Here is a 19,980-nt window from a genome sequence, read left to right on the forward strand (position 1 = left end):
ACGCCGGCGACACCCGCGGCCCCCACTCCCGCCCCCCGTCCTGGCCCTGTGTGGTCGGCCTCGGCGCCGACGGTTGGGCCGGGCTCGGTGACGGGGCGCGGAGGGCGCTGCGGGAGGCGGAGGTGATCGTCGGTGGGGCCCGCCAACTCGCGCTGCTGCCCGACGAGTTCACCGCCCGCCGGATCACCTGGCCGGTGCCGCTGCGGCCCGCCGTGCCGAAGCTGCTGGCCGAGCACGCCGGGCGTCGGCTCGCGGTACTCGCCAGCGGGGACCCCATGTTCCACGGCATCGGCCGGGCCCTCGCCGAGGAGGCCGCGCCCGCCGGGGTGCGGGTCCTGCCGCACCCGTCCTCCGTGTCCTACGCCTGCGCGCGGCTGGGCTGGCCGGTGGAGACCACCGAGGTGGTCACCCTGGTCGGGCGGCCCGCGGACCGGCTGGCCGCGGCGCTGCACCACGGGCGGCGGCTGCTGGTGCTCAGCGCCGGTGCCGCCACCCCCGCCGAGGTGGCCCGGCTACTGTGCGACCGCGGCTTCGGGCCGAGCCCGCTGCGGGTCCTGGAGCAGCTTGGCGGGGAGCGCGAACACCTCCACCAGGCCCGGACGGCGACCGAACTGGCCGCGGACGGCGGCGAGTTCGACCCGCTGAACGTGATCGCCGCGGACTGCGTACGCGCCCCGGACGCCCTGCGGCTCGGCGCCGTCCCCGGGCTGCCGGACGAGGCGTACGAGCACGACGGGCAGCTCACCAAGCGCCAGGTGCGGGCGGTGACGCTGGCCGCGCTGGCGCCCGCGCCCGGCGAACTCCTCTGGGATGTCGGCGGCGGCTCCGGCTCCATCGGCGTGGAGTGGCTGCGCACCCATCCGACCTGCCGTGCCGTGTCCGTGGAACGGGACCGGGTGCGGGCCGAGCGGATCGGGCGGAACGCGGCCCGGCTCGGCGTGCCGGAGCTGCGCGTCGTCACCGGCGAGGCCCCCGCGGCACTGGCCGGCCTGGACCGCCCGGACGCCGTCTTCATCGGCGGCGGGCTCACCGCGCCCGGCCTGCTCGACGCCTGCTGGGCGGCGCTGGCCCCGGGCGGTCGGCTGGTCGCGAACACCGTCACCCTGGAGTCGGAGGCCCTGCTCGGGCAGTACCACCGGCGCCACGGCGGGGAGTTGGTACGGCTCTCGGTGGCGCGGGCGGTGCCGGTCGGCGGCTTCACCGGCTGGCGGCAGGCGATGCCGGTGACCCAGTGGACCGCCACCAAACCGACCGGACCCGCCGCCGGCACCGATGACCTTCCGACCCCCGGAGCGCCCCAATGACCGTGTACTTCATCGGGGCCGGGCCCGGCGCCGCCGACCTGATCACCCTGCGCGGCGCCCGGACCCTCGCCGCCTGCCCGGTCTGCCTCTACGCGGGCAGCCTCGTCCCGGCCGCACTCCTCGACTCCTGCCCGCCCGGCGCCAGGCTGGTGGACACCGCCCGGCTCGATCTGGACGCGATCACCGAGGAGTTGGTCACCGCCCACCGCGCCGGTCTGGACGTGGCCCGGCTGCACTCCGGCGACCCGTCCGTGTTCAGCGCCGTCGCCGAGCAGATGCGGCGGCTGGACGCGGCCGGGGTGCCGTACGAGGTGGTGCCGGGGGTGCCCGCGTTCGCCGCGGCGGCCGCGGCGCTGAAGCGGGAGCTGACGGTGCCGGCCGTCGGCCAGACCGTGGTGCTGACCCGGATCGCCCAGCAGGCCACCCCCATGCCGGAGGGAGAGGACCTCGCCACCCTCGGCCGCAGCGGCGCCCTGCTGGTCCTGCACCTCGCCGCCCGCTACGTCGACCGGATCACCGCCGAACTCCTCCCGCACTACGGGCCCGACTGCCCCGCCGCGGTGGTCGCGATGGCGAGCCGCCCCGACGAACTGGTGCTGCGCGGCACCCTGGACGGTATCGCCGGGCAGGTGAAGGCGGCCGGCGTCACCCGTACCGCGGTCATCCTGGTGGGGCGCACCCTGGGCGCCGGGCAGTTCCCCGACAGCCACCTCTACTCACCGGACCGGGACCGGCACGACCGCTGACGCCCGCGCCGGTGCGGCGGTCCGATCCCGGGAGGGAGGGAACCCGATGCATGTACTGGTCCTGGGCGGGACCACCGAGGCCCGGCAGCTCGCCGAGGCGCTGCTCGCCGGGGAGGCGGGGCTGATGGGGGTGACGAGTTCGCTGGCCGGGCGGGTACGACGGCCGCGGCTGCCGCCCGGCGAGGTGCGCATCGGCGGCTTCGGCGGACCGGAAGGCCTGGCCCGGTGGATCAGGGAGCACCGGGTCGACGCGGTCGTCGACGCCACCCATCCCTTCGCGCAGACCATCAGCTTCAACGCGGCACGGGCCGCGGCCGTGGCCCGGGTCCCGCTGCTGGCGCTGCGCCGCCCCGGCTGGCTGCCCGTCGAGGGCGACGACTGGCGGGAGGCTGCGAACCCGGACGCCGCGGCCCGGATGCTGCCGGAGCTCGGCCGGCGGATCTTCCTCACCACGGGCCGCGGCCAGCTCGCCGCCTTCACCTCCCCCCGGGGCCCGGCCGCCCTGGACGCGCTCTTCTTCCTGGTGCGGTCGGTGGACCCGCCGCCGCCCCCGCACCCCGCCCGGACGCAACTCCTCCTGGACCGCGGCCCGTTCACCCTCGAAGGGGAGCGCGAGGTGCTGCGCCGGCACCGCATCGACGTCCTCGTCACCAAGGACAGCGGGGGCACGGCGACCGCGCCCAAGCTGGTCGCCGCCCGGGAGGCCGGCCTGCCGGTGGTGCTGATCCGCCGCCCACCCGCCCCGGAGGGCGTGGCGGTGGCGTCGACGGTACGGGAGGCGGTCACCTGGCTACGGGTGTGCGGGCGCTGACCCTTCCCCGGGCACCGGCCCCTCGGGATAGGTACGCGGCGTCCACACCGAGATCCGCAACCCGCCTTCCCCGCCGCGGGGTGCCGTGCGGGTCTGGGAGGAGCCGACGATGAGCAGGGTCCGCATATCGACCTCCGCCGGGTCGAGTTCGCCGAGGCGCACCACCCGCACCCGCTCCCCGCTCCCGCCGACATCCCGGGCCAGCACCACCGGGGTGTCCGGAGCCCGGTGCTCCAGCAGCAGTTCGCGGGCCTTGCCGACCTGCCAAGTACGGCTGCGGGAGCCCGGGTTGTACAGCGCCAGCACCAGATCGGCGGCGGCCGCGGCCCGCAGCCGGGCGGCGATCACCTCCCAGGGCTTGAGCCGGTCGGAGAGCGACACCACCGCGTAGTCGTGCCCCAGCGGCGCGCCCGCGCGGGCCGCCGCCGCGTTGGCCGCGGTCACCCCCGGCAGCACCCGCACCGGCACCTCCCGGTACGGGTCGCGGGCGGCGGCCTCCAGTACGGCGGTGGCCATGGCGAAGACGCCCGGGTCGCCTCCGGACACCACCGCGACCCGGCGGCCGCGCCGCGCCAACTCCAGGGCGAACTCGGCGCGTTCGGCCTCCACCCGGTTGTCGGAGCCGTGCCGCCGCTGCCCCGGCCGGTGCGGCACCCGGTCCAGATAGGTGGTGTAGCCGACCAGGTCCTCGGCCGCGGCCAGCGCACCGCGACTCTCCGGGGTGAGCCACAACGGCCCCGCCGGCCCGGTACCGACCACCACCAACTCCCCGCCGCCCGCGGCGAGTTCAGGCTCCGACCCGGCCCCCGGCAGTACCGCGACCCGGCTGGGCAGCACCGCCACCGAGAAGTACGGCACCGAGTCCGGGTCGATGTCGGTGAGCCGCCCGGTGCGCTCGCCCGGCATGGTGGCGCGCTCCGCGTAACGGGCCTCGGGCAGCCGGCCGGAGCGGTCCAGGGCGCGGCGCACCGTGGGGAAGGTACGGCCGAGCTTCATCACCACGGCCGCGTCGGTGGCGGCCAGCCGGGCGGTCAACTCCTCCTCGGGCAGCGTGCCGGGCAGGATCGTCAGCACCTCCTCGCCCTCCACCAGCGGTTTCTGCAGCCGTGCCGCGGCCGCGCTGACCGAGGTCACCCCCGGCACCACCTCCGTCGGATAGCGCCCCGCGAGCCGCTTGTGCATATGCATATACGAGCCGTAGAAGAGTGGATCGCCCTCGGCGAGCACGGCGACGCTGCGCCCCGCGTCCAGATGGGCGGCGAGCCGGGCCGCGGCCTGCTCGTAGAACTCGTCCAGGGCGCCGCGGTAGCCGCCGGGATGGTCGGTGGTCTCGGTGGTGACCGGGTAGACCAGGGCCTCTTCGATGTGGTCCGGGCGCAGATGCCGCTCCGCGATGGAGCGCGCGATCGACCGCCCGTGCCGCGCACTGTGGTACGCCACCACCTCGGCGCCGCCGATCACCTCCACGGCGCGCAGGGTCATCAACGCCGGGTCGCCGGGGCCCAGACCCACCCCGTACAACCGGCCCGGTTCCGGGTGCTGCCGGCCGCTCATTCCGCCTCGCTCGCCATCGCGTTGATCGCCGCCGCCGCCATCGCGCTGCCGCCGCGCCGGCCGCGGACCACCAGGTGGTCCAGGCCCGCGGGGTGGGCGGCGAGGGCGTCCTTGGACTCGGCGGCTCCGACGAAGCCGACCGGGACGCCGATCACTGCGGCGGGCCGTCCCGCTCCCTCCTCGACGAGTTCCAGCAGCCGGAAGAGGGCGGTGGGCGCGTTGCCGACGGCGACCACGGAGCCGTCCAGGCGGTCGCGCCAGAGTTCCAGGGCGGCGGCGCTGCGGGTGGTGCCGAGTTCCGCGGCGAGCGCGGGCACCGCGGGGTCGGACAGGGTGCACACCACCTCGTTGCCGGCGGGGAGGCGGGTGCGGGTGACGCCGCTGGCCACCATCTGCGCGTCGCACAGGATGGGCGCCCCGGCGTTCAGCGCGGCCCGCCCGCGGGCCACCGCCCGCGGGCTGAAGGCGAGATCGCGGACCAGGTCGACCATGCCGCAGGCGTGGATCATCCGGACCGCGACCCGGCTGACGTCCTCGGGCAGACCGGCGAGATCGGCCTCGGCGCGGATGGTGGCAAAGGACCGGCGGTAGATGGCCGCACCGTCCTTCTCGTAGTCGAACACGCTGGTCTCGCTCATCTCGTGGGGTCCGTAGGGGAGTTCGTGCCGTGGGTGGTCATCTGGCGTGATCCGTCGGGGAGTTCGTGCTCCGGCCGGTCATCCGGCGTGGCTGGTGAGGGAGTTCAGCCGGTGCCACGGGTGGCGGTGCGGTAGCCGTCCGGGGTGGCGACGATGTCCAGGTGTTCGCCTCGGGGGCGGCCGCAGCGGCGTTCGCATCCGGACCAGTGCACCGGCAGCGCGGCCCGCGGTCCGGCGCGCACCGCGTGTTCCGCGTCGGCCCGTACGTCGGTGCGGGAGCGGGCGCAGCCGGGCCGGCCGGTGCAGGCGGTGACCCGGTGCCAGGGCGAGTCCGCGGAGGTGATGAGTCCGGCGGCGGCGAGTGCGGTGAGGCGTTCGGCGGCGGGCCCGGCGTCCAGGCCGGAGAGTACGGCGCCGCGCCAGGGCGTGAGTCGCAGTTCGCCGCCGGGCGGGGGCCGCAGCAGGTCCCACTGGTCGGCGGTGAGGCGGCCCAGCGGGGCGTGGACGCTGAGGACGCGGCGGCCACCGGGGCCGGTGAGGAGGCCGGGCGGCGGGGGCTCGCCCGCCGGGGTGGGGGCACGGCCTGGGGGGAGGGGGCGGAGGCCGGCCCGGTGCAGGGCGGCGGGGATGTCGGGGCGGGCGGTGGCGGGGAGTTCGGACATGCGCCAGGCTCCGCCGCCGGTGGTGGCCGCGGTGGTGAGGAAGGCCTCGGCGGCGGCGAGCGCGGCCCGCGGCCCGTCCTCCGCTGTGACGAACCACACTTCGTCCGCGGGGTCCTGGCCGCCGAGCCGGAGTGCCGCGGTGCCGTCCGGGAGTGCGAGCAAGGTCACATCGGCGCCGAGTGCGGCGGTGTCGCCACGGCCGTCGTCCAGGGCGAAGAGGAAGCGCCCCGACAGGCCGGTGGTCCACTCCCGTGAACACAGCAGGTGGTCCAACTCCCTTACCCAGGGCCGGACATCGGTGTGGCCGCGGCCGTCAAGCCCGGAGAGCGGGGAGGCCAGGATGTTGCGTATCCGGTCGTGGGCCGGGGAGGGCAGCAGGCCGGCGGTGGTGAGCAGGGCGGCCAACTCGCCGGTGCCTTCGGCGTCGAGGGCGCGCAGTTCGGCGTTGCCGCGGGAGGTGATGCCGATCCGGCCGTCCGCGAGATGCCGTGCCGCGTCGCCCAGTGCGCGGGCCTGAAACGCCGTCAACAGGCCGCCGGGGAGCCGGAGTCGGGCCAGTGGGCCGTCGTCGGCGGGGTGCAGCCTGAGGGCCCCCGGGCAGGCGTCGCCGCGGTCCCGGACCGGCGCCGCGGGACCGGTCGCACGGGGCGCACCGGGGTCCTGCGGCACCCGGGATGCTTTGTCCCGGTCCGGGGTGTTTGCTGAGGTCGGCGGCATGGCGGCGAGCATACCCACGGCCCCGAAGCCGCCTCCCGGGCGCCGCTGTGCCCCGTACGCCGAGGACTTACTATGCAGTCGCCAGAGACGGCACGGGTCCCCCACGACCCACGGGAGGAAGCCCGGTGTGAATCCGGCGCGGTCCCGCCACTGTGTAGCCGCACCCGCGAGGTGTGCGGTCAGCCAGGAACTCCCGCCGTCCTCACGACCACCCGGGGCGCGGACACCCCGAGGAAGGCCCGCGCACCCATGCTTCTGCTGCTGTCGACCTCCGACACCGACCTGCTCAGCGCACGCGCGGCCACGGGCCCCGTGCCGTACCGGTACGCCAACCCGGCCCGGCTCTCCCTCGGTGAACTCCCCGCGCTGCTCGACGGGGTGGACCTGGTCGTGGTGCGGCTGCTGGGCGGGCTGCGCGCCTGGCAGGACGGGATCGACCTGCTGCTCGCGGACGCCGCGCGGCCCGTCGTCGTCCTCACCGGTGAACAGGCCCCGGACGCGCAGCTCATGGCAGCCTCCACGGTGCCCATCGGCGTCGCCACCGAGGCCCACGCCTACCTCGCCCACGGCGGCCCCGCCAACCTGGAGCAACTGGCCCGCTTCCTCTCCGACACGGTCCTCCTCACCGGCCACGGCTTCGAACCCCCCGCCGCCGCCCCCACCTGGGGCCGCCTCGACCACCAGCCGCTCCCCGGCACCGGCACCGATCCCGGCCTTCCGCTGGTGGCGGTGGTCTACTACCGCGCCCACCACATGAGCGGCAACACCGGCTTCGTCCGCACCCTCTGCGACCGCGTCAACGCCGCCGGGGCCCGCGCCCTCCCGCTGTATGTGGCCTCGCTGCGCTCCCCGGAGCCGGAGCTGCTCGCCGAGTTGGCCGCCGCGGACGCCGTCGTCACCACGGTGCTCGCGGCCGGCGGCACCACCCCGGCCGCCGCCTCCGCCGGAGGCGACGACGAGGCCTGGGACGCGGGCGCGCTGGCCCGGCTCGACGTACCGATCCTCCAGGCCCTGTGCCTCACCTCGTCCCGCGCCGACTGGGAGGCCAACGACGAGGGCGTCTCCCCGCTGGACGCGGCCGGGCAGATCGCGGTGCCCGAGTTCGACGGGCGGCTGATCACCGTGCCGTTCTCGTTCAAGGAGATCGACGCGGACGGGCTGCCCGCCTACGCGGCCGACGAGGAGCGGGCCGACCGGGTCGCCGGGATCGCGGTGCGCCACGCCCGCCTGCGGCACATCCCCGACGCCCGCAAGAAGCTGGCGCTGGTGCTGTCCGCGTACCCCACCAAGCACTCCAGGATCGGCAACGCGGTCGGTCTGGACACCCCGGCGTCCGCGGTGGCGCTGCTGCGGCGGCTGGCCGGCGAGGGCTACGACCTGGGGGCCGCCCCCGTCGAGGAGTTGCCGGGCTTCGCCTCCGGTGACGGCGACGAGCTGATCCGGGCGCTGATCGAGGCCGGCGGCCATGACCAGGAGTGGCTCACCGAGGAGCAGTTGGCCCGCAACCCGGTGCGCGTCCCGGCCGCCGCCTACCGCCGCTGGTACGCCACCCTCCCCGAGGAGCTGCGGACCGCGGTCGAGGAGCACTGGGGGCCGCCGCCCGGCGAGATGTTCGTGGACCGCAGCCGGGTCGCCGACGGCGGCGACCCGGACGGGGACATCGTGCTGGCCGCCCTGCGGCACGGCAACATACTGATCGTCATCCAGCCGCCGCGCGGCTTCGGGGAGAACCCGATCGCGATCTACCACGACCCCGACCTGCCGCCCTCGCACCACTATCTGGCCGCGTACCGGTGGATCGCGGCGCCCGAGGCGGAGGGCGGCTTCGGCGCCGACGCGGTGATCCACCTCGGCAAGCACGGCAACCTGGAGTGGCTGCCCGGGAAGAACGCCGGGCTCTCCGCGGCCTGCGCCCCCGACGCCGCCCTCGGCGACCTGCCGCTGATCTACCCCTTCCTGGTCAACGACCCCGGCGAGGGCACCCAGGCCAAGCGCCGGGTGCACGCCACCCTGGTCGACCACCTGGTGCCGCCGATGGCCCGCGCCGAGTCCTACGGCGACATCGCCCGGCTGGAACAACTCCTGGACGAGCACGCCCAGATCGCCGCCATGGACCCGGCGAAGCTGCCCGCGGTCCGCGCCCAGATCTGGACCCTCATCCAGGCCGCGAAGCTCGACCACGACCTGGGCCTCACCGACCGGCCCGACGACGAGGGCTTCGACGACTTCCTGCTGCATGTCGACGGCTGGCTGTGCGAGGTCAAGGACGCCCAGATCCGCGACGGACTGCATGTCCTCGGCCAGGCACCCGCCGGGGACGACCGCGTCAATCTTGTCCTCGCCATCCTCCGGGCCCGCCAGATCTGGGGCGGCGGCCAGGCCCTGCCCGGACTGCGGGAAGCCCTCGGCCTGGACGAGTCGGCCGCCACCCGCACCGCCGCGGACGCCGCCGAGGAGACGGCCCGCGCCCTGGTGCGGCGGCTGGAAGACGCCGGGTGGGACCCGGCCGCCGTGGACGCCACCGCCGAAGGCCACCCGGGGCCGGTGCGGGACATCCTCGCCTTCGCCGCTCGCGAGGTCGTGCCCCGGCTCGACGCCACCGGTGACGAACTCGACCATGTGGTGCACGCGTTGAACGGCGGCTTCGTGCCCGCCGGGCCGTCCGGGTCGCCGCTGCGCGGCCTGGTCAACACCCTGCCGACCGGCCGCAACTTCTACTCCGTCGACCCCAAGGCCGTCCCGTCCCGCCTCGCCTGGGAGACCGGGCAGGCGCTCGCCGAGTCGCTGCTGGAGCGCTACCGCACCGACCACGGCCGATGGCCCGCCTCCGTCGGCCTCTCCCTGTGGGGCACCAGCGCCATGCGCACCGCGGGCGACGACATCGCGGAGGCCCTGGCCCTGCTCGGTGTCCGCCCGGTGTGGGACGACGCCTCCCGCCGCGTCACCGGCCTGGAACCGGTGCCCCTCACCGACCTCGGCCGCCCCCGCATCGATGTCACCCTGCGCATCTCCGGCTTCTTCCGGGACGCCTTCCCGCACACCGTGGCCCTGCTGGACGACGCGGTCCGGCTCGCCGCCTCCCTGGACGAGCCGGACGAGCAGAACCTCGTACGGGCGCACACCCGGGCCGAGTTGGCCGAGCACGGCGACGAACGCCGCGCCACCACCCGTATCTTCGGCTCCCGGCCCGGGACGTACGGCGCCGGGCTGCTCCAGCTCATCGACTCCCGGGACTGGCGTACCGACGCCGATCTCGCCGAGGTGTACACGGTGTGGGGCGGCTACGCCTACGGCCGCGGTCTGGAGGGGCGGCCGGCGCGCGCGGAGATGGAGAGCGCGTACCGGCGGATCGCGGTGGCGGCGAAGAACACCGACACCCGTGAGCACGACATCGCGGACTCCGACGACTACTTCCAGTACCACGGCGGGATGGTGGCCGCGGTGCGCGCGCTGCGCGGCACCGCGCCCGAGGCGTACATCGGGGACTCGACCCGGCCGGAGACGGTGCGCACCCGCAGCCTGGTCGAGGAGACCTCCCGGGTCTTCCGGGCCCGGGTGGTCAACCCGAAGTGGATCGAGGCGATGCGCCGCCACGGCTACAAGGGCGCCTTCGAACTCGCCGCCACCGTGGACTACTTGTTCGGCTACGACGCCACCACGGGCGTGGTCGCCGACTGGATGTACGACAAGCTCACCGAGACCTATGTACTGGACCCGGAGAACCGAGCCTTCCTCCAGGAGGCCAACCCGTGGGCGCTGCACGGCATCGCGGAGCGGCTGCTGGAGGCCGAGTCCCGCGGCATGTGGTCCCGGCCCGACCCCGCGGTACTGGCGGCGCTGCGGGAGGCCTTCCTGGAGACCGAGGGCGAGTTGGAGGAGGAGGGGCCCTGAGAGCCGGCCCCGAGCACATTCCGCGCTCGGCCAGCATGTGCGCTGCGGTCGAGGTGGCCCTTTCGTTTCCGAGTAGACCAACTGCAAACCAGAGGGGGTCGGCCCCGGGATCATCTCCCGGGCCCTCTGACCTGTGTGCACTCGGTAAGACCGGACGCAAGACCGGCCCTGACCGAACTCACAGGCCAGGGGCCGTCCTCACTGCTCGATACGCAGAGAAGTGGAATTTGAACCTACGGTGACGCCGCTGCCGCGGCGGTTTTCAGACGGTTCCGTGGGCGGCTTCCGTCTCATGCCCGGCCATCCCCGCGAACAGAGGTGAGGCCGAGATGAATTGAGGGGGGATGCCCCCATCTCCGTGATGTCGAACCTGTCAGGTGAGCGAGTTCTCGATCGCCTCGAAGACGTCCGAGTCGGTCTCCTTCTGCCAGTCCGGCAGATCGGGCCAGTCGGCGACGTAGCCCGGCTTCGGGTCTTCGAAGTGCTTGAACATTTGAGCCGTCCAGCACATGGCGACGAAACGGCCCTTCTGCTCGCGCGTCAGCCTGGACGCATGGCCGTCGCTCGTTTCGAGCAACTGCCGCACCTGTTCGTACACGGCAGACGCAGCCTGCCGTTCCCACTCCGGCGTGTCCTCCCAGGGGGTCACGTAGCCGGGCTTCGGCTCGCCGGGGAAATGCTCGCGTACGCCAGCGATCCATGTTTCCCGGAACAGTCGCGCGCCCTCAATCTGTGACATGTCTACCCCTCTCCTACGTGGTGCTCAGTGCGTCGATCTCGGCCCCCAACTCGGCTACGCGGCCATCGCGGGCCAGGGGACCGAATTCGGATCGCAGGTCCCGGAGTCTACGGGCGACATAGCCGGAGGATGATTCCCTGGCCAGTTGCAAGGCCTGCACGCCAAAGGTGACTACCTGCTCAGGGTCGCGCCGCCTTGCTCCAATGGCGGCAAGGTCGGTGAGCACGGCGCCCCGGCGTCGGAACGACTGTCCCTCCGCGAGAACGTCTTGTTCCAGAGCACTCTTGAGAGCCTTCTCGGCGAGGTCGAGACGGCCGAGCTGCACGTAGCGCGCGCCGCGCTCCTCGGCAAGCCTCGACCCGTCGAAGCGCAGCCAGCCGCCGTTGTTGCCTTGGCCAGCGATGTCCCGCACCTTCTCGGCCTCGTCCAAAGCGCGCTCACATGCGGCCAAGTCACCCAGGCCGGCATGGGCCACAGCCTGAACAGAGGCGACCCAGTGGCGAGTTGTCAGCGAGCTGTCTCCGCGCTTGGCGATTCGTTCCGCGGCAGACAGGATGCCTACCGCTTCTCCGTAGCGGTGCTCGTACAGATCGACGTATGCATGTCGGACCAGCGCGCACGCCCAGAGATCGAACGATCCCGCATCCTTACTCGCCGACGCGGCGAGTGTGTAGGAGGCCGCAGCGTCTGTGTAGCGGTTGCTGTCGAGGCCAGCTCCCCGGCGAGCTGGAAGAGGTCAGCCGCAGCACTGCACAAGACCTGCACCTCCGAGTGCGAACGGCCGAGCATCGACTGTTGAGCTCTGCGAGCTGCTCACGAACGATTGGGTACACGGACCGCTTCGCGCGGGCGAGTTGGTACACCTGCCAGAGGTGACCGTTTATACGCAGGAAGTCGGCGGAGGCCCTTCGGAGTAGTCCTTCGCCGAGCGTTTCGGGCTCGTCGCCCGGCAGAGATGCAAGGGCGCCGATTATGGCAATTGCGCGTAGGAATTCGCGTCGGATCATGTCGTCAATGTCCCCCGAGCCGTGGCGGTCGCCAGGCGGCGACGCTGCGGGCTCCTGGGGCCAGTGCTGCGACTGGGCCACCAGAGAGTCGAGTTCGGCAAGGCCGACTTGCAGTACCTCGGCCAGCTTCGGCCTTATCGGCGGCTGAGGCAGGGTCTTCCCACTCTCCCAGCGGCCGACCGTTGTGCGGTCCACGCCAAGCGCCTGGGCGAGCGTTTCCTGACTGTAGCCCAGGACTTTTCGACGCTCGGCAACACCCACTCCGGCCTCCCTCCACGCCTCAAGCCGTCTTACCGGGGGACACCCGTGCATCACAAGTGCATCAGGACTGCCGCATGAGTGCCGTGGAGATTATCAACGCCGGGCGGTTGCCTGGTCGTTGTCGCAAACGTGAGGGATGGCGCTACAGCCGAATCCTCGCCCACCCCACCGCTATCCGCTTGCTCCCAAGAGGTCGATCCATGCCCGGAAGAGCTGTACCAGCAGCAACACCCGCCCTCAGCAAGGTGGTTGTCCACCAGTACCCCCGCCACCGTCGTAACGTCGGCCGCGCCCGGGACGCTCTCCGGCATCAGCTCGCCCTGTGGCAGGTCGACGGTGAAGTCGCCGACACCGCAGTCCTGTTGCTCTCCGAACTGGCGACCAATGCCGTGACCGCGAAAACCACTCCCGGCCGAGAGGTCAAGGTGCGTTTCGAGCTGAACGACCGGGAGTTGCGTCTTGAGGTCTCGGACGCGAGTGACGAGAAGCCTCAGCCAAGGGAGGCGGGACCTGATGACGAGTCGGGGCGGGGTCTCGCTCTGGTGTCCGCGCTGGCGGACTCGTGGGGCGTATCGCCGCGTATCGGGGTGGGGAAGACGGTGTGGGCGGCCCTCGTGCTGTCGGGGGTGGCCACGTCGTGACGCTGCTGCAAGAAGTGCCTGTGTGGGGGCGGGTCCGTGGTGCGTACAGTGCGCGGCTCCTCGCTCACGCTCCCGGCGGTGTCCGGATTCCGCTGGGCGAACACCGCACCGACTCCCCGCGGCTGGCCCTGCGCTGGCTGCTGGAGCGCGCCCGGAACGTTGCGGACCAGCTCGCCCCTCCCTACGCCCGTCCCGTACAGGCGTGGACGGCCGATGCAGCCGAACACGCCTGGGCGCTGGACCACGTGGCGCAGGGAGAGCCCTACGTTTTCTGGGCGACGGACGAAGACGGCACCCGCTACGTCTTCACCGCACAATCCGCGGCCCTGCAACCCCCGTCCGTCTCACGGAAGTTCCCTTCGACCGGCACCGTCCGGGGTCGGGGCCATGCGGCTCCGCACAGTCCCGGGCCTCGCAGGACTGAAGAGGTTCTGAGGTTCCTCTGAACCCCCGACCCTGCCGGACGTACCGCGCGAGCAATCCCCCGCTCAACGGAATCCCGGCAGGGTCGGGCCTGGCTGTCCCGCACGCGCCCCTCCTGCGTGTGCGGGGCGCCGGGCGGCTGCTCGACGGCGAGCAACACAGAGCAGCCACCCACCTGAGAGCCCCTTGGCAGACTCCCGGGAACAAGGCCGGAACCAGGAAACTGGATCCCTCCACCCACGAGGTGGTTGTGGCCCCCGATTTCCCACTCCGTACGGGCGCGGACGGCCGATCCGGATGAGCACACCCTGGCGCTGGACCACCTGGCGTCGGAAGAGCCGTACGTCTTCCGAGCCAGCGACGAATGCGGCACCCGCTACGTCTTCACCGCACAGCCTGTCTGAGCGCAAGAGACCTAGCCGTTCCGCGGTGCGACATAGGCGTAGCGGGCTGCTCCGCTCGGGCCGGTGATGCGGTGGGCGGGCCAGCCGGCGGCGTAGCTCGGGGGGTGGCCGCCGGGGGCGACGAGGGCGGCGATCGGCATCCGGCGGCGGATGCTCTCGATACCGGCGGGGGTGGTGCTGGCGTTGGGGCCGGCGACCTGGGCCGAGCCGCAGCCGGTGTAGTAGGCGATGGGGACGGCGATGTTGCCGGTGAGCGTGCACGGGGGGCGGACCCCGAGCCGGTGCAGGGCGTCGGCGGTGTGCTGCCAGTCCTGGTGGGCGACGGTGTTGCGGCGCACCAGGGGCAGCAGTACGGAGAGTTGGAGCCCGACATGGGTGCCGAGGAGGGCGGCCACCACCAGGGCGGTGACGAGCCCCCGTCGGCCGCGGCGGGCGCGGAACACATGGGCCAGGGCGTATCCGGCGGGCAGGCACAGCAGCAGATAGGTGGGGAGCAGGAAGCGGGGCGCGGCGTAGCCGATGAGGAAGAGGTAGGGCACGGCGGCGGTGGCGGCGCAGGCCAGCGGCAGCCAGAGCCGCATGGCGCCGGTGGTGCGCGGCGCGTCGGGACCGGCCCCGTACACCCCGGCGCCGGAGGGTCCGCGCGGGACCCCGGAGCCGCGCAGCGCACCGGTGACGCGGACCGCCTGCGGGGCGAGCAGCAGCCCGGCGAGGGCCAGCAGCGGCAGTACGTACCACCAGACGGTGACCACGGTGGCGGGCATCGGGCCGACGCAGGGGCGGCAGAGCAACCGGCCGCCGAGGCTGCGGAGTTGGTCGCCGACGGCGAACTGCGGGCCCATGCCGCCCTCGACCCGCGCCCCTTCGGCGAGCCGCGCGGAGAGTCCGCCGTAGGAGACATAGGCCTCGACGACCCAGTCCGCGGCGCCCACGGCGAGGCCGCCGAGCCAGGCGAGGGCGAGCCGTGGCCGCAGGGGGCGGCGCAGCAGCAGTACGGCGGCGAAGGGCAGGGTGAGCCAGACCGAGTCGGTGGGCCTCAGCAGTGCCATGGCCGCGCAGCAGCCGGCGACGACCCAGTGCGCGGCCCGGTCCCCGGGATCGTGCCAGGCCCGTACGAAGCCGGCGACGGCGGCGCAAGCGGCGGTGGCCACCCAGTAGTTGGGCATGGCCTGCGGGGCGTAGAAGAGGGTGATCCACAGGGTGCAGAAGAGGCCGCCGCCCCAGAGCAGGACCCGCCCGGGGACGACCGGGCGCCACATCCGCAGCGCCAGATAGAGCGTGAGCCCGGCGAGTACGGTCAGGTAGATCCGCAGCACCGTGGTGGAGCCGGTCCAGGCGGTGACGGGGGCGGTGAGCAGGACGGTGCCGCGGGAGCGGGGGGCGCTGAAGTAGGCGGCGGGGGCGTGCGGGCTGGTCTGGCTGACGTAGACGGTCTCGTCCCAGCCGAGGCCCATATGCGGTGGCACCAGCAGGAGTTGGGCCAGGACGAAGGCCGCGGCGAGTACGGCCAGGGGGAAGGTGCCGGTGGCGCCGGCGCCGAGTGAGGGGGAGCCGGACGGGGCGGAGCGGCGGGCGTGGGCGCCGACGATATCGGTGATGTGCGGCATGTATCGGAAGATATCGGGACAAGTTTCCGGTATTCAACGGGCACGCGGTGGTCACTTCCTGGTCAGACCCGACGCCACACCGGTCGTCCTCGCTCACCGGTGACCACCGGGTAGCTGACGGCCCGTCGGCCACGGCTCATCTCTCCGGCCCGCCGCCCGAGGGCGGACCCGGCCCGTCGGACGGCGGCAGCCGCCGGTCCGGGGCGCCCGCCACCAGGTCCTGCATCCAGCGCCGCAGCTTTCCCCACCGCCGGTCGTGCCGTCCGGCGCGCAGCGCGGACCTGGCCCGCGCCCGGGGCCGCCGCCCGTACATCCGCCGGGCCCAGAACGACCCCGGCCGCGCCAGCCGCACCGCGCCGAACAGCGCCACGAACGGCACCAGCACGCCCAGCACTGCCAGCCGCGGCTTCCCCTTGAGCAGGGCGATCACCACGAACAGGAAGTTCACCAGTGTGGTGGCGGCGCCCGCGAGACGGCCCGACTGCTGCTGGCCCGACAGATCGTTGACGCCCAGCGGCGAGTACCCGAGGAGCACCAGCAGGCCCAGCGCCCCCGCCAGCACCACCACCTCCACACTGCGCCGCCCCTGCTCGCTCCAGTACACGTCGTCCAGATGCAGGATCAGCGCGAACTCGTCCAGGACCAGGCCCGCGCCCACCCCGAAGACCACCGCGCACACCGAGGCCGCCAGCCCGTGCCGCCCGGCGCCCACCGAGCCGAAGCCGCCCACCACCGTCAGCACCACCCCCGGCACCACATGGTGGATGTGCAGCCCGCCCGGCGACACATTGCGGAACGGGCCGCGGCCCGCCCGGATCAGCCGGACCACCGCCCGCGTCACCAGAAACGTCCCGATGAACGCCAGCAGCGCCAGCAGCAGCGGCTGCTTGCCGGGCTCCGAGATGTTCCGGTACCACCAGTCGCCCATCGCCGCACCCGGTCCGTTCAGGCCCTGCGGACCAGCGGGAAGGGCAGGGTCTCCCGGATGGTGAGGCCGGTGAGGAACATCACCAGCCGGTCCACACCGATCCCCAGCCCGCCGGTCGGCGGCATCGCGTACTCCAGCGCCTCCAGGAAGTCCTCGTCCAGCTCCATCGCCTCCGGGTCACCGCCCGCCGCCAGCAGCGACTGCTCCGTCAGCCGCCGCCGCTGCTCCACCGGGTCCGTCAACTCCGAGTAGGCGGTGCCGAGTTCGGTACCGAAGGCGACCAGGTCCCAGCGTTCCGCGAGGCGCGGGTCGTCGCGGTGCTGGCGGGTCAGCGGGGACACATCGGTGGGGAAGTCCTTGTAGAACGTCGGCAGCAGCGTCCGCTCCTCCACCAGCCGCTCGTACATCTCCAGCACCACCTCGCCCCGCCCGTCCTCCGGCCGGTACGGCACCCCCGCCCGGTCGCACAGCCGGTACAGCACCGGCAGATGGGTGTCCGGGCCGACCTCCTCGCCGAGCGCCTCCGAGATCGCCCCATACACCGTCTTCACCGGCCACTCGCCGGAGATGTCGTGCTCCACCACCCGCCCGTCGGCCCCCGCCTTCCGCGCCACCTGCGCCCCGAACGCCGCCACCGCCGCCCCCTGCACCAGCTCCCGCGTCAGATCCAGCATCACCGAGTAGTCGGCGAACGCCTGGTACGCCTCCAGCATCGTGAACTCGGGATTGTGCTTGTACGAGACGCCCTCGTTGCGGAAGGTGCGGCCCAGCTCGAAGACCCGCTCAAGTCCCCCCACACACAGGCGTTTCAGATACAGCTCGGGCGCGATCCGCAGATACAGGTCGAGGTGGTAGGCGTTGATGTGGGTGGTGAAGGGGCGGGCGTTGGCGCCGCCGTGGATCTGCTGGAGCATCGGCGTCTCCACCTCCAGATAGCCCCGGTCCAGCAGCCCCTGCCGCAGCGCCTGCACCGCCGACGACCTGGCCCGCACCACGGCCCGGGTGTCCGGATTGGCCAGCAGGTCCACATGGCGGCGCCGCACCCGCGCCTCCGGATCGGTCAGCCCGCGCCGCTTGTCCGGCAGCGGGCGCAGACACTTGCCGGTGAGGTCCCACCCGGTGACGAACAGCGTCGGCTCACCCAGCTCGCTGCGCCCCGGCACCCCGGTCGCCGCGATGTGGTCCCCGGTGTCCACGGCCCGCCGGAACGCGGTCAGCTCCGCCGCCCCGGTACGGTCCCGGGTCAGCGCCAACTGCCCGTCGCCGGACCAGTCCCGCAGCACCACGAAGCACACCCCGCCGAAGTCCCGCACCGCGACGATCCGCCCCGCCACCCGCACCGGCGCCGCCGCCGACTCCCCGGCCAGCGCGGGCAGCCGGGCCAGGGTGAGAGTGGGCGGCGCCACCCCCACCGGATACGGGTCGGCGCCCTCCGCCCGCAGCCGGTCCAGCTTGGCGTGCCGCACCCGCACCTGGTCCGGCAGCCGCCGCTGGGCCGCGCCGCCGCCCTCGGCCACCTCCGGCACCAGCTCCGCCAACGGCGGCAGCCCCTCGGTACTCGCCGGCCGCTCCGCCCCCCACCGCCGCCCCGCCCGCCCCCGCAGCGTCCGCAGCGACGGCACCCGTACAAAACCCTCCGCGATCCCCGAGGCCAGCCCCACCCTCGCCAGCGAGCCCGCGTCGCCGTAGCAGAGGAAGCGCGGCACCCACTGCGGGTGGTACTTGGCGTTCGACCGGTACAGGGCCTCCAACTGCCACCAGCGGGAGAACACCAGCAGCAGCCGGCGCCACATCCGCAGCACCGGACCGGCCCCGATCCGGCCGCCCTCCTCGAAGACCGAGCGGAACACCGCGAAGTTCAACGAGATCCGCCGGACGCCCAACTTCGGTGCCGCCGCGCAGAGTTCGGCCACCATGAACTCCATGATCCCGTTCGGCGAGCCCCGGTCCCGGCGCATCAGGTCCAGCGAGACACCGTCCCCGCCCCACGGCACGAACGACAGCACCGCCAGCAGCCGCCCCTCCGCGTCCAGCGCCTCCACCAGCAGGCAGTCCCCGTCCTGCGGGTCACCGAGCCGGTCCAGCGCCATGGAGAAACCCCGCTCGGTCTCGGTGTCCCGCCAGGCGTCCGCCCGCTCGATGATCCGCTCCATCTCCTCCTCGGTCAGCACCGAATGCCGCCGCACCCGGCACGTCGCCCCCGTCCGCCGCACCCGGTGCACCGCCTGCCGCGCGACCCGCATGTCCCGCCCGTCCAGATCGAAGTCCGCCACCCGCAGCACCGCCTCGTCCCCGATCTGCAGCACCCCCAGACCCGCCCGCGCATAGGCCGTCGCGCCCGCCTCCGAAGCGCCCATCACCGCCGGGGTCCAGGCGTGGCGGCGGGCCACCTCCAACCAGGTGGCGATGGCACGCGGCCACGCCTCCCGCTCACCGACCGGGTCCCCGCTCGCCAGGCACACCCCCGCCTCCACCCGGTAGGTCACCGCGCCCTTGCCGCTGGGCGCGAAGACCACCGCCTTGTCGCGGCGGGTGGCGAAGTAGCCCAGCGAGTCGTCCCCGCCCCAGGCCCGGAGCAGCGCCCGGATACGGGGCTCCTCGTCGCCGTGCAGCGCGGCCTCCATCCGCTGCGAACGGAACAGCGCGGCCGCCGCCGCCAGCAGCGCCACCGCACCGAACAGGCCCAGCAGGAAGTACAGCGGCCGCGGTGGCCGCCCGTCGAAGGAGTTCGAGGACACCAGACCGCCGAAGACCCGCGCCAGCGCCCACGGGAACCACTGCCCCGACGGCAGCGAGCCCGGAAAAAGCGCCACCAGCCCCCACCCCGCCAGCACCGCCAGCAGCAGCCCCACCACCAGCACCGCCAGCGCCCGCCGCACCGCACCGTGCCGGGACAGCGCGTAGAACTCCCGCCGGGCCGCGATCAGCACCACCAGCGCCACCACACACAACGGCAGCGAGGGCAGCGCCGTCCGCCAGTCCCCCGTGGCCAGCACCGCCAGCGCGCCCAGGATCACCAGCGACAGATAGACGACCACCAGCCACCAGGCGATCTTCTTACGGGCCGCGGTCGCCCCCGCCAGCAGGAAGAGGAAGACGGCATACGCGAGGTTGGCGCTGACCGGGACGGTGAGGTCGTCGAGGAACTCCACCAGCGGTTGCAGCGCGTGCCGCAGCGGCGCGATCAGCGCCAGCAGGGTGCAGAACGCCCCGAGAAACCCGAAGAACCCGGCGAACGCCCCCGGCACCCGAGCCGCCCACCCCGCACCCCGCCGGCCCGCCGCCCGCTGCCCGGCCCGCGGCTCCCGCCCCGCCCCTGCCCCGGAGCCCGCACCCCACCCGGCCTCACTTGTCCCTGACCCACGCATGGCGCGAATCTATGGGAGCGGACAGAACCCCGCATCCCCGGGCCAAAACCCACAAAGCGGCCGTATCGCCGGGGGAGGCCCGCCGTATCGCCGGGGGAGGCGGCCGTATCGCCGGGTGACGCAGACGGGGCGACCGCCTTCCCCAGCGCCCTTCGGTACGCTGGGGAAGGCGGTCGCCCCCTCGGTGGCCGCGCGGCGGTGGGGCCCGCCGTACCCGAACCGCGGCCGTGATCCGCCGCCAACGGTCCCTACTTGCGAAGACGCACCCCCGTGTGCCCG

13 protein-coding genes, 1 pseudogene and 1 riboswitch are annotated in these 19,980 nt (G+C 73.6%); of the genes and pseudogenes, 5 read left to right on the plus strand and 9 right to left on the minus strand.

Translation table 11 applies throughout. From position 1 onward, the window contains the following. The first annotated feature begins 50 nt into the window (after window positions 1-50). The 3 genes from cbiE to ACFVST_RS07005 are packed head-to-tail and all read left to right on the plus strand — an operon-like array spanning window position 51 to window position 2,861. Window positions 51-1,304 (plus strand): precorrin-6y C5,15-methyltransferase (decarboxylating) subunit CbiE, encoded by a 1,254-nt coding sequence (gene cbiE / locus ACFVST_RS06995; protein WP_390147723.1) that lies wholly within the window; start codon window positions 51-53, stop codon window positions 1,302-1,304. Next, window positions 1,301-2,050, plus strand: coding sequence for a precorrin-4 C(11)-methyltransferase (gene cobM, locus ACFVST_RS07000; protein WP_390147639.1), 750 nt, complete (start codon window positions 1,301-1,303; stop codon window positions 2,048-2,050). The genes cbiE and cobM overlap by 4 nt, the downstream gene beginning before the upstream one ends. Before the next feature lie 46 nt (window positions 2,051-2,096). Further along, window positions 2,097-2,861, plus strand: coding sequence for a cobalt-precorrin-6A reductase (locus ACFVST_RS07005; protein ID WP_390147640.1), 765 nt, complete (start codon window positions 2,097-2,099; stop codon window positions 2,859-2,861). On the opposite strand, the gene ACFVST_RS07010 is transcribed toward ACFVST_RS07005, so the two are convergent. The 3 genes from ACFVST_RS07010 to cobG all read right to left on the minus strand — a co-directional run bounded on the left by ACFVST_RS07010 (window position 2,841) and on the right by cobG (window position 6,432). Next, window positions 2,841-4,415, minus strand: coding sequence for a precorrin-2 C(20)-methyltransferase (locus ACFVST_RS07010; RefSeq protein WP_390147642.1), 1,575 nt, complete (start codon window positions 4,413-4,415; stop codon window positions 2,841-2,843). The two genes, ACFVST_RS07005 and ACFVST_RS07010, sit on opposite strands and share 21 nt — an antisense overlap. Then, window positions 4,412-5,053, minus strand: a complete 642-nt coding sequence (locus tag ACFVST_RS07015; RefSeq protein WP_390147644.1) for a precorrin-8X methylmutase — start codon at window positions 5,051-5,053, stop codon at window positions 4,412-4,414. The genes ACFVST_RS07010 and ACFVST_RS07015 overlap by 4 nt, the downstream gene beginning before the upstream one ends. Window positions 5,054-5,157: 104 nt before the next feature. Then, the gene (gene cobG / locus ACFVST_RS07020) at window positions 5,158-6,432 is read right to left on the minus strand and encodes a precorrin-3B synthase (protein ID WP_390147645.1); all 1,275 of its coding nucleotides are present in this window, start codon (window positions 6,430-6,432) and stop codon (window positions 5,158-5,160) included. A 71-nt stretch (window positions 6,433-6,503) separates the two neighbouring features. After that, a riboswitch (cobalamin riboswitch) is annotated at window positions 6,504-6,648 on the plus strand. Between the two features lie 33 nt (window positions 6,649-6,681). Between cobG and cobN the strand changes: the two genes are divergently transcribed. Beyond that, window positions 6,682-10,323 (plus strand): cobaltochelatase subunit CobN, encoded by a 3,642-nt coding sequence (gene cobN, locus ACFVST_RS07025; protein ID WP_390147647.1) that lies wholly within the window; start codon window positions 6,682-6,684, stop codon window positions 10,321-10,323. Window positions 10,324-10,696: 373 nt separating this feature from the next. Here cobN and ACFVST_RS07030 read toward each other — a convergent pair whose 3' ends face one another. The 3 genes and pseudogenes from ACFVST_RS07030 to ACFVST_RS07040 form a co-directional block, all read right to left on the minus strand. Further along, window positions 10,697-11,062: a hypothetical protein gene (locus ACFVST_RS07030; protein WP_390147649.1), complete on the minus strand. Its 366-nt coding sequence runs from the start codon at window positions 11,060-11,062 to the stop codon at window positions 10,697-10,699. A 13-nt stretch (window positions 11,063-11,075) separates the two neighbouring features. Next, window positions 11,076-11,492 carry a tetratricopeptide repeat protein gene (locus ACFVST_RS07035; RefSeq protein WP_390147651.1) on the minus strand — a complete coding sequence of 139 codons (417 nt, stop codon included), beginning with the start codon at window positions 11,490-11,492 and terminating at the stop codon, window positions 11,076-11,078. Window positions 11,493-12,210: 718 nt separating this feature from the next. Next, a pseudogene (locus ACFVST_RS07040) lies at window positions 12,211-12,381 on the minus strand (helix-turn-helix transcriptional regulator); the annotation flags it as partial. 149 nt (window positions 12,382-12,530) lie between these two features. On the opposite strand from ACFVST_RS07040, the gene ACFVST_RS07045 reads away from it, so the two are divergent. Further along, a complete protein-coding gene (locus tag ACFVST_RS07045; RefSeq protein WP_390147653.1) occupies window positions 12,531-12,971 on the plus strand; it encodes an ATP-binding protein in 441 nt (146 codons plus the stop codon). A gap of 838 nt (window positions 12,972-13,809) precedes the next feature. Here ACFVST_RS07045 and ACFVST_RS07050 read toward each other — a convergent pair. The 3 genes from ACFVST_RS07050 to lysX all read right to left on the minus strand — a co-directional run bounded on the left by ACFVST_RS07050 (window position 13,810) and on the right by lysX (window position 19,701). Then, complete coding sequence (locus ACFVST_RS07050; protein ID WP_390147655.1) at window positions 13,810-15,405, minus strand: hypothetical protein; 1,596 nt, start codon at window positions 15,403-15,405, stop codon at window positions 13,810-13,812. 136 nt (window positions 15,406-15,541) lie between these two features. Further along, the gene (locus ACFVST_RS07055) at window positions 15,542-16,333 is read right to left on the minus strand and encodes a hypothetical protein (protein WP_390147657.1); all 792 of its coding nucleotides are present in this window, start codon (window positions 16,331-16,333) and stop codon (window positions 15,542-15,544) included. Window positions 16,334-16,350: 17 nt separating this feature from the next. Further along, complete coding sequence (lysX, locus tag ACFVST_RS07060; protein WP_390147659.1) at window positions 16,351-19,701, minus strand: bifunctional lysylphosphatidylglycerol synthetase/lysine--tRNA ligase LysX; 3,351 nt, start codon at window positions 19,699-19,701, stop codon at window positions 16,351-16,353. Window positions 19,702-19,980: the final 279 nt, after the last annotated feature.

Source organism: Streptomyces sp. NPDC058045, assembly GCF_042885635.1.
Lineage (GTDB): Bacteria > Actinomycetota > Actinomycetes > Streptomycetales > Streptomycetaceae > Streptomyces.